Annotated in this window: 9 protein-coding genes; 6 read left to right on the top strand and 3 right to left on the bottom strand. The window is 71.1% G+C overall.

Features of this window, described 5'->3' with window-relative positions; genetic code table 11:
• Positions 1-22: 22 nt before the first annotated feature.
• Positions 23-1,054, top strand: coding sequence for an alanine racemase (locus tag IE287_RS27505; RefSeq protein WP_189851902.1), 1,032 nt, complete (start codon positions 23-25; stop codon positions 1,052-1,054).
• Between the two features lie 49 nt (positions 1,055-1,103).
• Here the strand turns inward: IE287_RS27505 and IE287_RS27500 are convergent, their stop codons facing one another.
• Together IE287_RS27500 and IE287_RS27495 are read right to left on the bottom strand one after the other, a co-directional pair.
• Positions 1,104-2,657 (bottom strand): glycosyltransferase family 87 protein, encoded by a 1,554-nt coding sequence (locus IE287_RS27500; protein ID WP_229883780.1) that lies wholly within the window; start codon positions 2,655-2,657, stop codon positions 1,104-1,106.
• Between the two features lie 196 nt (positions 2,658-2,853).
• Positions 2,854-5,709 (bottom strand): transglycosylase domain-containing protein, encoded by a 2,856-nt coding sequence (locus tag IE287_RS27495; protein ID WP_189851900.1) that lies wholly within the window; start codon positions 5,707-5,709, stop codon positions 2,854-2,856.
• Between the two features lie 382 nt (positions 5,710-6,091).
• Here IE287_RS27495 and IE287_RS27490 point away from each other — a divergent pair, with 382 nt between their 5' ends.
• From IE287_RS27490 to IE287_RS27480, 3 genes are all read left to right on the top strand, one after another.
• Positions 6,092-6,766: a PadR family transcriptional regulator gene (locus IE287_RS27490; RefSeq protein ID WP_189851899.1), complete on the top strand. Its 675-nt coding sequence runs from the start codon at positions 6,092-6,094 to the stop codon at positions 6,764-6,766.
• A 48-nt stretch (positions 6,767-6,814) separates the two neighbouring features.
• The gene (locus tag IE287_RS27485) at positions 6,815-7,897 is read left to right on the top strand and encodes an inositol-3-phosphate synthase (protein WP_189851898.1); all 1,083 of its coding nucleotides are present in this window, start codon (positions 6,815-6,817) and stop codon (positions 7,895-7,897) included.
• Positions 7,898-7,981: 84 nt separating this feature from the next.
• Positions 7,982-9,268 (top strand): MFS transporter, encoded by a 1,287-nt coding sequence (locus IE287_RS27480; protein WP_189851897.1) that lies wholly within the window; start codon positions 7,982-7,984, stop codon positions 9,266-9,268.
• A 63-nt stretch (positions 9,269-9,331) separates the two neighbouring features.
• Here IE287_RS27480 and IE287_RS27475 read toward each other — a convergent pair whose 3' ends face one another.
• Complete coding sequence (locus IE287_RS27475; protein WP_189851896.1) at positions 9,332-10,774, bottom strand: CCA tRNA nucleotidyltransferase; 1,443 nt, start codon at positions 10,772-10,774, stop codon at positions 9,332-9,334.
• 235 nt (positions 10,775-11,009) lie between these two features.
• Between IE287_RS27475 and IE287_RS27470 the strand changes: the two genes are divergently transcribed.
• Positions 11,010-13,403: a DUF6049 family protein gene (locus IE287_RS27470; RefSeq protein ID WP_189851895.1), complete on the top strand. Its 2,394-nt coding sequence runs from the start codon at positions 11,010-11,012 to the stop codon at positions 13,401-13,403.
• A 45-nt stretch (positions 13,404-13,448) separates the two neighbouring features.
• Entirely contained in the window at positions 13,449-15,797 is a 2,349-nt protein-coding gene (gene murJ, locus IE287_RS27465; RefSeq protein WP_189851894.1) for a murein biosynthesis integral membrane protein MurJ, read from the top strand.
• Positions 15,798-15,862: the final 65 nt, after the last annotated feature.

The following is a 15,862-nucleotide window of genomic DNA, read 5'->3' as shown; positions in this document are numbered from 1 at the left end:
TCAGAAAGGTTCCGGGCCGGCCATGGCGCTCTCCCTCTACGTCGACACCGCTCGCTGGCGGGCGCACCAGAAGACCGTGATCGACCAGTTCCCCGGCCTGATCCCGGTCTGCAAGGGCAACGGCTACGGCTTCGGGCACGAGCGGCTCGCCGAGGAGGCGGCCCGCTTCGGCGCCGACATGCTCGCGGTGGGGACCACGTACGAAGCGGCGAAGATCAAGGACTGGTTCGGCGGGGACCTGCTCGTGCTGACGCCGTTCCGGCGCGGCGAGGAGCCGGTGCCGCTGCCCGACCGCGTGATCCGCTCCGTCTCCTCGGTGGACGGCGTGCACGCCCTGGTCGGCGCCCGGGTCGTCATCGAGGTCATGTCCTCGATGAAGCGGCACGGCGTCCGCGAGGAGGAGCTCGGGCTGCTCGCCGCCGCGATCGAGGACGTGCGCCTGGAGGGCTTCGCCCTGCACCTGCCGCTCGACCGCCCGGACGGCACGGACGCCGTCGAGGAGGTCATCGCCTGGATGGACCGGCTGCGCGCCGCCCGGCTGCCGCTGCACACCATGTTCGTGAGCCACCTGCGGGCCGAGGAGCAGGCGCGGCTCCAGCAGCAGTTCCCGCAGACCCGCTTCCGGGCCCGGATCGGCACCCGGCTCTGGCTGGGCGACCACGAGGCCACGGAGTACCGCGGCTCGGTCCTGGACGTCACCCGGGTCGCCAAGGGCGACCGCTTCGGCTACCGCCAGCAGAAGGCCGCCTCGGACGGCTGGCTGGTCGTCGTCGCCGGCGGCACCTCGCACGGCGTGGGCCTGGAGGCCCCGAAGGCGATGCACGGCGTGATGCCGCGCGCCAAGGGCGTGGCCCGGGCCGGTCTTGCCACGGTGAACCGGAACCTGTCGCCGTTCGTGTGGGCGGGCAAGCAGCGCTGGTTCGCCGAGCCGCCGCACATGCAGGTCTCGATCCTCTTCGTGCCGGCCGACGCGCAGGAGCCCCAGGTCGGCGACGAGCTGGTGGCGCACCTGCGCCACACCACGACGCAGTACGACCGCCTCGTGGAGCGCTGAGCACGGCTCGGCGCTCCGCCCGGGGCGGCCGTACGTCACCGTCCTCGGATCACCCCCGGGAGCCCTCGGCCCCGGGGGTTCCCCATGTCACCAGGGGCTCCTGGCCGTCCGTGTCGGGAGCCGGGGCGGCGTGCCGGGCCGGATGGGCGGCCCGGCCCACGACGAAGACGTCCGGGGCGGTGTCCAGGACGCCGCCCGAGGGGTCGTCGGAGCCGTCGCGCCGGACCGGGTCCTTCTCGGGCGCCAGGACGTCCCGTACGACCACGGCGCACAGGTACAGCGTGCCCAGCAGGTGCAGCACGATCGCGAAGTGGTAGCCGTCCAGCGGCAGCCCCTGCTTGCTGCCGCTGCCGGTGAAGGCGAGGTACATCCAGATGCCGAGGTAGTACAGGACCTCGCAGGACTGCCAGACGAGGAAGTCGCGCCAGCGCGGCCGGGCGAGCGCGGCGAGCGGCACCAGCCAGAGCACGTACTGCGGCGAGTAGACCTTGTTGGTGAGGACGAACGCCGCGACCATCAGGAACGCCAGCTGGGCCAGCCGCGGCCGGCGGGGTGCCGCGAGGGCCAGCCAGGCGAGTCCGCCCGCGGCAAGCGCCAGGAGCAGCAGGGCGTACAGGTTGGCGCGCTCGGGCGGGATGGTCTGGCCGGCGCGCTGGCTGACCAGCAGCCAGACCGAGCCGAAGTCCACGTTCCGGTCGCGGCTGAAGAGGTAGAACTGCTTCCACCCCTCGGGCGCGAGGAGCATCACCGGCAGGTTCACCACGAGCCAGGAGCCCACCGCGCCGAGCAGCGCGGTGCCGAAGGCCCGCAGCCGGCCGGCCCGGACGCAGAGCAGCAGCAGCGGCCACAGGAGCAGCAGCGGGTAGAACTTCGCGGCGACGGCGAGGCCGAGCAGGATGCCGGCGGCGAGCGGCCGGGAGCGGGCCCACATGAGGATCGCCGCGGCGGTGAGGGCCACGGCGAGCAGGTCCCAGTTGATGGTGGCGGTGAGGGCCACGGCGGGCGCCAGGGCGACGAGGAGGCCGTCCCAGGGGCGCCTGCGGTGCGTGCGGGCCACGCAGACGGCGAGGACGGCCGCGCAGACCATCAGCAGGCCCGAGTTGACGAGCCAGTAGGCCTGCTCGCGGGCCTGGAGCTCGCCGCCGGGCGTCATCCAGGCCGCGACCTCCATGAAGAGCCCCGTCAGGACGGGGTACTCCAGGAACGGTATGTCGCCGGCGAGCCGGTCGAAGTAGGGCACCAGGCCCTCGGAGAAACCGCGCCCCGCGAACAGGTGCGGGATGTCCGAGTAGCAGGCGTGGGTGTACTGCGAGGTGGTGCCGCGGAACCAGGCCCAGTTGTAGCAGGGCAGCTTCTGCACCATGCCGAGGGCGAACATGCCGATGGCCACGAGGGCGATGATCCGCACCGGGGTGAACTGCCCGCCCACGGGCCCGCTGCCGGGCAGCGCGCGGCGCCCGTAGCGGCCACCGATGAGTTCGCTGCCCGCGGCGGCCACCTCGTCGCGCCGGGTGGGGGCGACCGTCGGGGGCTCGCCCTCGCGCGCTCCGTCCGGCGCCGCGGGCCCCTCCAGGGGTCCGCTCGTCTTCTTCAGGCTCGGCATGGGGGACATCCTGCCGTACGCCCCTGGGAATCCGGCCGCGACCGGGGCGCGAATCCGGTGCGCGGCCCTTCGCGTTCCGTGTTTCACGTGAAACACCAAGGGCCGCCGCGGTCCGCTCCGTACGTGCTGTACGGAGCGGCCGCGACGGCCCTCGCGCTGCCGGGGCCCCGCCCTCGCGGGCGGAGCCCCGGCCACCTCAGTCGAAGAGGCTGCCGCCCTCGGTGGAGCCTTCGCTCGGCTCGCCGCCGCTGCCGCCGTTGTTCCCGTTGCCGCCGCTGCCGGGGCCGCCCGGCTGCGTCGTCGGACCCGTGGGTGTCGTCGTGCCCGTCGGTCCGGTGGGGGTCGGTTCGGTGGTCCCGCCGCTGCCGCCGCCGTTGTCCTCGCAGTTCCAGCTGTCCCAGATGGAACAGGTGGTCTTGCCCGGCTTCGGCTCCTTGGTGGTCGGACGACCGCCGTCGGTGGGCGTCGCCGGGGGAGTCGTCGTCGGGGCGGTGGTGGCCGTCTCGGTCGGCGTCGCCGTCTCGGTCGGGGTCGGGGTGGCCGTCGGGGTGGGCGTGGCGCCACCGCCGTAGACCGCCTCGGCGTCCGCCAGCTTCTCCGGCTTCGGGAACTTCTCGACGGGCAGGTCGGCGACGGCGTCCGTCATGTAGTCGTTCCAGATGCGCGACGGGAAGGACGAGCCGTGGATCGACTTCTGGCCGCCCGTGCCGTACATCTCCAGGAACTCGCGGCCCTCCTTGGTCTCGTCGTCGTCGAAGCGGTACATGTCGATCGCCGTCGAGAGCTGCGGGGTGTAGCCGACGAACCAGGCCGACTTGTTCTGGTCGGTGGTACCGGTCTTGCCGGCCACGTCACGGCCGGGGATGGCGGCGTTCCGTCCGGTGCCGCCCTTGTCCTCGACGACGCTGCGGAGCACGTCGGTGACGTTGGAGGAGATGGCCGAGGAGAAGGCCTGCACGGCCTTGCCCTCGTGCTTGTAGATGACCTGGCCGCCCTTGAGCACCTTGGTCACCGAGAAGGGCTCGTTGCGCTCGCCGTTGTTGGCGAAGGTCGAGTAGGCGCCGGCCATCCGGATCGCGCTCGGGCTGGAGATGCCGAGGGAGAAGGACGGGATCTCGCCCTTCACCAGGGAGTCGGGGCGCAGACCGGCGGAGACGGCCGCCTCACGCACCTTGTCGATGCCGACGTCCATGCCGAGCTGCACGAAGGGGGAGTTGGCGGAGACGACCATGGCCTTGCGCAGGTTGATCTGCCCGTAGCTGGTGTCGCCCTCGTTGTCCTGCAGCCACTCCTCTCCCTTCTCGTTGTGCCAGATCTCGCCGTCGTAGGTACGGATCTTGAGGTTGTCCTTGCCGTTGTAACGGCTCTTGTCGGGGTCGACCAGGGTGCGCGTGGAGGCGTCCTGCGTGGCGGGGCCCTCGGGATCGCGAATGCCGTCCTTCATGGCGGCGGCGAGCACGAAGGGCTTGAAGGTCGAGCCGACCTGGGCGCCGGTGGTGTCGGCGTTGTTGGTGTAGTGCTTGGTCGCGTCCTGGCCGCCGTAGATCGCGACGATGGCGCCGCTCTTGACGTCGACGGAGGCGCCGCCGAACTCGACGTGGGTGTCGTCCTCCGGACGCTTCTTCTCGTCGATGTACTCGTCGTAGATCTTCTTCACCGAGTCCGACATCGCCTGCACCTTCTTCTTGTCGAAGGTGGTGTGGATCTCGTACCCGCCGAGGTTCAGGGCCTCTTCGCTGATGTCGTACTTGCTGCGGAAGTTGGCCTTCGCGGTGGCGACCAGGTAACCGATCTGGCCGCCGAGCTGGGCGTCCGTCTTCGGCTTCTTGATCTTCGGGAGGGTCTTGTACTTCGCCCGCTCCTCCGCCGAGATCTTGTTGTCCTTGACCATCTCGTCGAGGATCCAGCCCCAGCGGATGGTGAGCCGCTGGAGGTTCTTCTCGGGGGTGGCGTTGGGGTCGACCTCGGGGTAGCCGGCCGGGTCGAAGTAGGTGGCGCCCTTGAGGACGGAGGCGAGCACCGCCGACTCGGAGGCGTTGAGGGACTTGGCGTCCTTGTCGAAGTACGCGCGGGCGGCGGCCTGGATGCCGTAGGCACCACGGCCGTAGTAGGCGGTGTTGAGGTAGCCGGCCAGGATCTGGGGCTTCTCGACCTCGTTGCCGACCTTGATGGAGATGAAGAGTTCCTTCACCTTCCGGGAGAGGGTCTGCGACTGGTCGGCGAGCAGACCGTTCTTCACGTACTGCTGGGTGATGGTCGAGCCGCCCTGGGTCTCGCCGCCCTTCGCCATGTTCCACACGGCGCGGCCGATGCCCATGGGGTCGACGCCCCAGTCGTCCCGGAAGGTCTTGTTCTCGGCCGAGATCACGGCCTCCTGCATGACCTTCGGAATCTGGTCGATGCCGACGATCTGGCGGTTCTGCCCGGCGCCGGTGGCGACCATGCGGCTGCCGTCGGCCCAGTAGTAGATGTTGTTCTGCGAGGTCGCGGTCGCGTCCACCTTGGGGACGACGACCTGCGAGTACGCGACGACCGACGCACCCATGAGGAGCGCGCAGAAGAACAGGAACGCACCCGTCACGAGCTTCCAGGACGGCATCCAGCGACGCCAGCCGTCCTTGCCGTGGCGCGGGTAGTCGATCAGCCGCTTCTTGCCCGGAGGACGACCGCCCGGGCCCTGGCCGCGGCCGCCACCGCCGCCGCCTCCTCCGCCCCGGCGGCCACCGCCGCCGGGACCGTTCGGTCCGCCGGGGCCGGCCGCGGGCCCGCGCCGGCGTCCGCCGCGCTGGGCGGCCCGCCGGGCCTCCGCGCGTCCTCCGTACGGACGTGCCTCCTCCCCGTGGGAGGAGGGGGCCCCGTACCCGCCGCCGGACGCCCCGTACGGGTCCGAGGACCCGTACGAGGACGGCGAACCGTACGGAGGCGTCCCCGTGGCGGTGTCATGGGCCGGGGCCGACCTGCGGCCCGTCGGCTGCTGGGCGGCGCGTCGTGCCGCCGCGCGGCCGCCCGTCGGCGGCTCCTGCGACGGCATCCTGCGACGATGCTCGCTCATCGAACGACTACTCCTCGGGCAGGCGTGTGCGCCTGGAAGCGGCAGTTGAGTTCCGGTCCCCCCGAAATGCGTACGACCGGAGCCCATCGGAGGCCCCTTTCGTACCGCAGCCGGTCACCCGCTGCACTGACGCCCCAGCGCTGCTCCTGGTTCCCGGTGGTGTGCATGCCGCACAGACTACGCACGGCCAAAACCCCTCTTGCGCCGGAGTTCACCCCAAATCAGGCAAGTCGCACGCTGTGAATTGACGATGTGACGCCGGTCACGGCACCTCCGCTTGTCGGACCTCTCGGGCCGTTCTATCGTGCTGATGTATCGAGTCGATACATCAGCGCGGCATAAAGATGTCCGAGAGCGGAACGCGGGACGGAGGAGGCGACGGATGAGCAGGCGCTCAGGCATTCTCGAGTTCGCCGTCCTCGGCCTGCTGCGCGAGGCCCCCATGCACGGCTACGAGCTGCGCAAGCGCCTCAACACCTCGCTCGGCATCTTCCGCGCCTTCAGCTACGGGACGCTCTACCCCTGCCTCAAGACGCTGGTCGCCAGCGGCTGGTTGATCGAGGAACCGGGCAGCGCCCCCGAGGAGGCCCTCGCCTCGTCACTCGCAGGACGCCGGGCCAAGATCGTCTATCGGTTGACGCCGGAAGGTAAGGAGCACTTCGAGGAGCTCCTCTCCCACACCGGCCCCGATGCCTGGGAGGACGAGCACTTCGCCGCCCGCTTCGCGTTCTTCGGCCAGACCGAGCGCGACGTGCGGATGCGGGTCCTCGAAGGCCGCCGCAGCCGGCTGGAGGAGCGCCTGGAGAAGATGCGCGCCTCGCTGGCCCGGACGCGCGAACGACTCGACGACTACACGCTTGAGCTCCAGCGCCACGGAATGGAGTCCGTGGAGCGCGAAGTGCGCTGGCTGAACGAGCTCATCGAGAGCGAGCGGGCGGGCCGCGACCAGCGGCCCGACACCGACGCTCCGCACGACAACGATTCTGGAGAAACGGGCGGCCTGCCCCGGCACGGGGGCAGTACCCGGCCGGATCCGTCCGACGACACCACCAAGTGAAACCCTGCGCACAGCAGGGCTTCCACGATCACACAGGGAGCAACCGGAATGGGTTCGGTTCGCGTAGCCATCGTCGGCGTGGGCAACTGCGCCGCCTCGCTGGTGCAGGGCGTCGAGTACTACAAGGACGCCGACCCGGCGTCCAAGGTGCCCGGCCTGATGCACGTCCAGTTCGGCGACTACCACGTCGGTGACGTCGAGTTCGTCGCCGCCTTCGACGTCGACGCGAAGAAGGTCGGCCTCGACCTCTCCGACGCCATCGGCGCCAGCGAGAACAACACCATCAAGATCTGCGACGTCCCGAACACGGGCGTCACGGTCCAGCGCGGTCACACGCTCGACGGTCTCGGCAAGTACTACCGCCTGACCATCGAGGAGTCCGCCGAGGAGCCGGTCGACGTCGTCCAGATCCTGAAGGACCGCCAGGTCGACGTCCTCGTCTGCTACCTGCCCGTCGGTTCCGAGGACGCGGCGAAGTTCTACGCCCAGTGCGCCATCGACGCCAAGGTCGCCTTCGTCAACGCCCTCCCGGTCTTCATCGCCGGCACCAAGGAGTGGGCCGACAAGTTCACCGAGGCCGGTGTCCCGATCGTCGGCGACGACATCAAGTCGCAGGTCGGCGCGACCATCACGCACCGCGTGATGGCGAAGCTGTTCGAGGACCGCGGTGTCCGCCTTGAGCGCACGATGCAGCTCAACGTCGGCGGCAACATGGACTTCAAGAACATGCTGGAGCGCGACCGCCTGGAGTCCAAGAAGATCTCCAAGACGCAGGCCGTCACCTCGCAGATCCCGGACCGCGAGCTGGGCGAGAAGAACGTCCACATCGGCCCGTCGGACTACGTGGCCTGGCTGGACGACCGCAAGTGGGCGTACGTCCGCCTCGAGGGCCGCGCCTTCGGCGACGTCCCGCTGAACCTGGAGTACAAGCTCGAGGTCTGGGACTCCCCGAACTCGGCCGGTGTCATCATCGACGCCCTGCGCGCCGCGAAGATCGCCAAGGACCGGGGCATCGGTGGCCCGATCCTCTCCGCGTCCTCGTACTTCATGAAGTCCCCGCCGGTGCAGTACTTCGACGACGAGGCCCTGGCCAACGTCGAGAAGTTCATCAAGGGCGAGGTCGAGCGCTGACCTTCCCGGGTCCGATGCGTTTCACCTGACGAGGGTCCCCGCGGCACTGCCCGGGGACCCTCGCCGTATGTGAGTCTTGCTGCCATGTCCGTCGTACGTGATCTGCGCGTACTGCTGCGCCTGCGCGACTTCCGGCGCCTGCTCGCCGTCCGGCTGCTCTCCCAGTGCGCCGACGGGGTCTACCAGGTGGCCCTGGCCACGTACGTCGTCTTCTCCCCCGAGAAACAGACCTCCCCCGCGGCCATCGCCTCCGCCATGGCCGTGCTGCTGCTCCCGTACTCCCTCGTCGGCCCCTTCGCGGGCGTCCTCCTGGACCGCTGGCAGCGCCGCCAGGTCTTCCTCTACGGGAACCTGCTGCGCGCCCTGCTCGCCGGCGGAACCGCCGTGCTGATCCTCGCCTCCGTCCCGGACTGGCTCTTCTACGCCTCCGCCCTCTCCGTCACGGCCGTCAACCGCTTCGTCCTCGCGGGGCTCTCCGCCGCCCTGCCCCGGGTCGTCGACGAGGAACGGCTCGTCGTGGCCAATTCGCTCTCTCCCACCGCAGGAACCCTCGCCGCCACCGTCGGCGGCGGACTCGCCTTCGGTGTCCGGCTGCTCGCCGACGGCTCCGACGCGGCCGTGGTCGTCTTCGGTGCCGCCCTCTACCTCTGCGCCGCGCTCGCCTCGCTGAGGATCGCCCGTGCGCTGCTCGGCCCCGACCCCGGCCAGGTGCCGTCCCGGCTCTCCACGGCGCTCGCCTCCACCGCCCGCGGTCTCGCCGACGGACTGCGCCACCTCGCCGCACGCCGGCCGGCCGCCCGCGCGCTCGTCGCCGTCGGCCTGATGCGCTTCTGCTACGGGGCCCTGCTCGTGACCGTGCTCATGCTCTGCCGGTACGCCTGGAGCAGCACCGAGTCCGAGGGACTGGGGCTCCTGGGGATCGCCGTCGCCGCCTCGGGCGCCGGGTTCTTCGCCGCCGCCGTCCTCTCGCCGTGGGCGGTGGGGCGGTTCGGCCCCTTCGGCTGGATGATCCTGTGCTCGGCCGCGGCCGCCGTCCTCGTCCCGGCGCTCGCCCTGCCCTTCGCCCCCGCGCCCTTCCTCGTCGCCGCCTTCGTCCTGGGCCTCACCACCCAGGGCGCGAAGATCGCGACCGACACCGTGGTGCAGACGCACGTGGACGACGCCTACCGGGGCCGGGTCTTCTCCCTCTACGACGTGCTGTTCAACGTCGCCTTCGTCACGGCGGCCGGGGTCGCCGCCCTGATGCTGCCGCCCGACGGCCGCTCCCCGCTGCTGATCGCGCTGGTGGCGCTGGGGTACGCGGCCATCGCCCTGATGCTGCGGGACCGAGGCGGGAGGGACGGAGAGGGGAAGGGCGAGGATGCGGGGTGATGTTTCACGTGAAACACACGCCGTGTCGCTCTGCGTCGTTTCACGTGAAACACGGGGGCGGCGTCAGTCGCGCGCGGCCCACCACTCCTTGAGCGCGGCCACGGCCTGCTCGTACTCCATCGGACCGTTCTCCAGGCGCAGCTCCAGCAGGAACTTGTACGCCTGCCCGACGGCGGGACCCGGCTTGATCTCCAGGATCTCCTGGATCTGGTTGCCGTCGAGGTCGGGACGGATCGAGTCCAGCTCCTCCTGCTCCTGGAGCTGGGCGATGCGGTCCTCCAGGCCGTCGTAGGCGCGGGAGAGCGCGGACGCCTTGCGCTTGTTGCGCGTGGTGCAGTCCGAGCGGGTCAGCTTGTGGAGCCGGGAGAGGAGCGGCCCGGCGTCCCGGACGTAGCGGCGCACGGCCGAGTCGGTCCACTCGCCCGTCCCGTAGCCGTGGAAGCGCAGGTGCAGCTCCACGAGCCGGGAGACGTCCTTGATCATCTCGTTGGAGTACTTCAGCGCGGTCATGCGCTTCTTGGTCATCTTGGCGCCGACCACCTCGTGGTGGTGGAAGGAGACCCTGCCGTCCTTCTCGAAGCGGCGGGTCCGCGGCTTGCCGATGTCGTGGAGCAGCGCGGCGAGGCGCAGCACCAGGTCCGGGCCGTCCTCCTCCAGATCGATCGCCTGGTCGAGGACGGTCAGGGAGTGCTCGTAGACGTCCTTGTGCCGGTGGTGCTCGTCACTCTCCAGCCGCAGCGCGGGCAGCTCGGGGAGGACGTGAGCGGCGAGGCCGGTCTCGACGAGCAGGCCGAGGCCCTTCCGGGGGTGGGCGGAGAGGAGCAGCTTGTTCAGCTCGTCCCGGACGCGCTCCGCGGAGACGATCTCGAGCCGGTCCGCCATCTCCGTCATCGCCGTCACGACCTCGGGGGCGACCTCGAAGTCGAGCTGGGCGGCGAAGCGGGCCGCCCTCATCATGCGCAGGGGATCGTCGGAGAAGGACTCCTCGGGCGTGCCGGGGGTGCGCAGCACACGGGCCGCGAGGTCCTCCAGGCCGCCGTGCGGGTCGATGAACTCCTTCTCGGGGAGGGCCACGGCCATCGCGTTGACGGTGAAGTCACGCCGGACGAGGTCCTGCTCGATGGAGTCGCCGTAGGAGACCTCGGGCTTGCGGGAGGTGCGGTCGTACGCCTCGGAGCGGTACGTCGTGACCTCGATCTGGTAGCCGTCCTTCTGGGAACCGACGGTCCCGAAGGCGATCCCGACCTCCCAGACGGCGTCGGCCCAGGGACGGACGATCTTCAGGACGTCCTCGGGGCGGGCGTCCGTGGTGAAGTCCAGGTCGTTGCCGAGCCGGCCGAGGAGGGCGTCCCGTACCGAGCCGCCGACCAGGGCGAGGCGGAATCCGGCCTCCTGGAAGCGGCGGGCGAGGTCGTCGGCGACAGGGGCCACGCGCAGCAGTTCGCTGACGGCGCGGCGCTGCACCTGGCTCAGTTCGGTCGAGGTTTCTTCGTTGGCGTTCGGCACAACAGAAAAGGGTACGTGCCCGGCTCCACCCCGACGTCCCCGTTTTTCCGGCTCTCCCGTCACCCGCGCGGAAGACGTCTGTGGGGTTCCTGTGAAAACGGTCTCCTCCCGTGCCATCGGCTGGAGGAGTCCCCGGCACTCGGCCCGGCCGTGCCTCGTTACCATGCCTGGACACAGCAACCGGGAACCACTGGCATCACGGGCACCACCGACAACGACGAGGACGGGCGAACGCGTGGCTGAGGCGGCAGCTTTCCAGGGAACCGGCCCCTCACCTGCCCGCCGATGGCTGCGGCGCACCCTCACCGTCGCCGTCGGGGCACCACTCCTCGCCGGCCTGCTCCAGACCCCCTCCGCGACGCTGGCCCAGGCCGCGGAGGAGAACCCGGTCTCGCGGACGGTCGATGTGTCGATCGACACGCTCACCCCGAGCGCCCCCGTCGAAGGGGACACCGTCACGGTCACCGGGACGCTGACCAACCGCGGCAAGCGGGTCATCACCGACGCGACGGTGAACCTGCGGGTCGGCCCGCGGATGGACAGCCGCAGCGAGATCGACCAGGTCGCCGGACGCAAGGGCTTCCGCTCCGACAGCGACCCGCAGCCGCTGGACACCGTTCCCGAGATCGACATCCCGCGGCTCGAGGCCGGCGTCTCCCGCGACTTCCGGTTCTCCGTGCCCGTCGCCAAGCTGGGCCTCGACGACGAGGGCGGCGTCTACCAGCTGGGCGTCTCCCTCACCGGGCAGACCTCCCAGCAGCAGTACGACCGCGTCCTCGGCATCGAGCGGACCTTCCTGCCGTACCAGCCCGAGCCGACCTCCAAGCGGACCCAGCTCACCTATCTCTGGCCGCTGATCTCCTCGGCGCACGTGTCGGCCGACACCGCCTCGGACGAGCAGCAGAGCCCCGTCTTCCAGGACGACGAGCTGGCCGAGGAGCTCCGCCCCGGCGGCCGGCTCGACGAGATGGTCACCCTGGGCCAGGGCCTCCCGGTCACCTGGGTGATCGATCCGGACCTGCTGGCCTCCGTCGACGCCATGGCCAACAGCTACCGCGTCAAGGACGGCACCGGACACACCGCCGGTCTGAAGGAGAACAAGGAGCTGGCGCAGCGCTGGCTCGGCATGCTGGAGAAGGCGGTGCAGGGCCGCAAGGTGGTCGCGCTGCCCTTCGCCGACCCCGACCTCGCCTCCGTCGCCCACCGCGGCAAGGCCGTCCCCGGCTCGCTGGAGCACCTCCAGTCGGCGACCGCGCTGGCCGGGTCGACCGTCGAGACGGTCCTCCACGTCCGGCCGGCCACCGACTTCGCCTGGCCCGTCGAGGGCGCCGTCGACCCCTCGATCATGGCGGTCGCGACCTCGGCCGGGGCCCGCAAGGTGATCGCCCGCAGCGACAGCATCCGGGACGGCGGCCTCGCGTACACGCCCACCGCGGCCCGTCCGGTCGGCGGGGGCACGACGGCGGTGGTGAGCGACGCAGGGCTGTCGACCGCCTTCCAGGGCGACATGGTCCGGGCCGAGACGTCGACGCTCGCCGTCCAGGAGTTCCTGGCCCAGACCCTCGCGATCACCCTGGAGCAGCCGCAGGACCAGCGCAGCGTCGTGGTGGCCCCGCAGCGGCAGCCGAGCGTGGCCCAGGCCCAGGCGATGGCGGCCGCCGTGCGGGGCCTCGGCGCCCGCCGCTGGACCCAGCCGATCGACCTGGTAGCCGCCGCGGCCGTCAAGCCCGATCCGGACGCCTCCACCCGGGTGCCGGCCGCCTCGAAGTACCCGAAGAAGCTCCGCGACGGCGAGCTTCCGGTGCAGGCCTTCCGGGACATGAAGAGCACCCGCGACGAGCTGGACGACTTCCAGGTCATCCTCACCGACGCGACCCGGGTGGTTCCGCCCGTCGGGAGCGCGATCAACCGCGAGATGTCCACCTCCTGGCGCGGCCGGGCGGGCGCCGCCGCGATCTACCGCGTCGACGTCCAGGACGTCCTCCAGCGCCTCACCAAGAGCGTCGTCCTCGTCGACAAGTCCGCCCTGACCCTCTCGGGACGCAGCGCGACCATCCCCGTCACGGTGCAGAACAAGCTGCTCCAGGACGTGGAGGGGCTGGTCCTGCGGCTGACCTCCAGCAACGGGACCCGCCTGAAGGTCGACGGCGGGACCTCGGCGGACCTGCCCATCACGGTGCGCGCCGGGCACAGCCAGTCGGTGAAGTTCCCCGCCTCGGCCAACGCCAACGGCCAGGTCTCGATGACCGCCCAGCTCTACACCGTGGACGGCACGCCCTACGGCACCCCGATGACCTTCTCCGTGAAGGTCTCCGAGATGACCCCGACGGTGATGCTGGTCATCGCCGGCGGTGTCCTGCTCCTCGTCCTCGCCGGCGTCCGGATGTACAGCCAGCGCAAGCGCCTGGCCGCCCGCGCCGCCGAGAACCGCACGGAGCCGGAGACCGGACCGGAGCCCGGGACCGCGCAGGAGACCGGGGCCGGACCCGTCGACGCGACGGCGGGACCCGTGGACGGAGCGCCCGGGTCCGCGACCGCGGACCGAGCCGAGCACCCGAGTGACCTGGACGCGGACACCGGCTCCGAAAGCGGCGACCCGTCGGGCCCGGGTGAGAAAGTGGACCGTTGAGCGATGTCGTGGCCGGTCGGCCGGGGACGATGAGGTGGGGTAACCATGAACGCGCCGTACGACGCTGACCGCGGCCAGGACGCGGGCGGCGCCGCGCCGTCCGGCGGTACGCCTCCGGCACCCGCCGCGCCGGACGGGCAGCCGGCCCCGGCGCACCCGCCCCAGGAGCTTCGGCACGGGTACGGGGCCCAGACCCCCTACCCGCCCCAGACCCCGTACCCGCAGGGTCCCCAGCCGACGTACCCGCAGGGTCCTCACCCGCAGACCCCGTACGCGCAGGGCCCCTACGGCGCCCCGCCGCAGGACCCGTCCGCGCACCCCGGAAACGCGTACGCCCAGGACCCCTACGTCCAGGACGCCTACGCCCACGACCCCTACCGGGCGCAGGACCTGTCCGCGCAGGACCCGGTGGGCGAGGCGCTCTACGACCGCGCCGCGCACCCGCCGCCCCCGCCGGGCACGTACGAGGAGCCGCAGCCGCTCTACCAGCAGCCGGCCACGCCCCAGCACGCCCCGGATCCCCGGGTGTGGGCGCACACCCCGGCGCCCGAGCCCGACGGCCCCTCCCGCCACCTCCCGTACGGCGACGACGCCCGCACGGTCCAGTTCACCGGCGTCGACGACCTGGTGACCCGGGCGAGCGAGGAGGAACGGCCCGAGCAGGACGCCTTCGCCCACCTCTACCGGGACCAGCAGGGCCAGGGCCAGGTGCCCGCCCCCGCCGCGGAGCCCGACCCGCTGCCCGCCCCCGCGCCGAAGAAGACCGGCCGCGCCTCCGGGCTGCTGAAGTCGAGCGCGGTGATGGCCGCGGGCACCCTGGTCTCCCGGCTCACCGGCTTCGTGCGCTCCCTGGTCATCACCGGCGCCCTCGGCGCCGCGCTGCTCGGTGACACCTTCACCATCGCGTACACCCTGCCGACGATGATCTACATCCTCACCGTCGGCGGTGGCCTCAACTCGGTCTTCGTGCCGCAGCTGGTCCGCTCGATGAAGAACGACGAGGACGGCGGCGAGGCCTACGCCAACCGCCTGCTCACCCTCGTCATGGTGGCGCTCGGCCTCATCGTCGTCGCCGCCGTCTTCGCGGCGCCGGTGCTGATCCGGCTGATGTCGAACACGATCGCCGACGACGCCGCGGCCAACAGCGTCGCGGTGACCTTCGCCCGCTACTGCCTGCCCACCATCTTCTTCATGGGCGTGCACGTGGTGATGGGCCAGATCCTCAACGCCCGCGGCAAGTTCGGCGCGATGATGTGGACCCCGGTCCTCAACAACATCGTCATGATCGTCACCTTCGGCCTGTTCATCTGGGTCTACGGCACCTCCGCCGAGTCCCACATGGGCGTCCAGACCATCCCCGACGAGGGCATCCGCCTCCTCGGCATCGGCACCCTGCTCGGCCTCGTGGTCCAGGCGCTGGCGATGATCCCGTACCTGCGCGAGACGGGCTTCCGCTTCCGGCCCCGGTTCGACTGGAAGGGCCACGGCCTCGGAAAGACCGTCAAGCTCGCCAAATGGACCGTCCTGTTCGTCCTCGCCAACCAGGCGGGCGTCCTGGTCGTCACCCAGCTCGCCACCGCCGCCGGCGAGGAGTCGGGCAAGAACGGCGCCGGCTTCCTGGCCTACTCCAACGCGCAGCTGATCTGGGGCATGCCTCAGGCCATCATCACGGTCTCCGTCATGGCCGCCCTGCTGCCCCGGATCTCCCGCGCGGCCAGCGACGACGACCCGGGCGCGGTCCGCGACGACATCTCCCAGGGCCTGCGCAACTCCGCCGTCGCCATCGTCCCGGTCTCCTTCGCCTTCCTGGCCCTCGGCGTCCCGATGTGCACCCTGCTGTACGCCTCCAGCGGCATCGAGGCCGCCCAGGGGATGGGCTTCATCCTGATGGCCTTCGGCCTCGGCCTGATCCCCTACTCGGTGCAGTACGTGGTCCTCCGCGGCTTCTACGCCTACGAGGACACCCGCACCCCCTTCTACAACACGGTCATCGTCGCCGCCGTCAACGCGGCGGCCTCCGCCCTCTGCTACGTCGTGCTGCCCGCCCAGTGGGCCGTGGTCGGCATGGCCGCCTCCTACGGCCTCGCCTACGCCGTGGGCGTCGGCATCGCCTGGCGCCGGCTCAGCAAGCGCCTCGGCGGGGATCTCGACGGCGCCCACGTGCTGCGCACCTACGCCCGTCTCTGCATGGCCTCGCTGCCGGCCGCGGTCGTCGCGGGCGCCGTCGGTTTCGGCCTGCTGAAGCTGCTCGGCGAGGGCGCCCTCGGTTCGCTGGTCGCGCTCCTGCTCGGCGGTGCGGTGCTCCTCGGGGTCTTCTTCGTCGCCGCCCGGCGCATGCGGATCACCGAACTGAACACCCTCGTGGGTATGGTGCGGGGCCGTCTGGGACGCTGATCCCGCCCCTCGGGCAACCATCGGGGGGAACCGTGTGTCGTGCATAGCGTCCGACTGTGGGCACA

This window comes from Streptomyces omiyaensis, from assembly GCF_014650895.1.
In the GTDB taxonomy this organism is placed as follows: Bacteria; Actinomycetota; Actinomycetes; order Streptomycetales; family Streptomycetaceae; genus Streptomyces; species Streptomyces omiyaensis.
The sequence above is the reverse complement of the archived record's forward strand: the minus strand, read 5'-3'. Positions and strand labels throughout refer to the sequence as shown.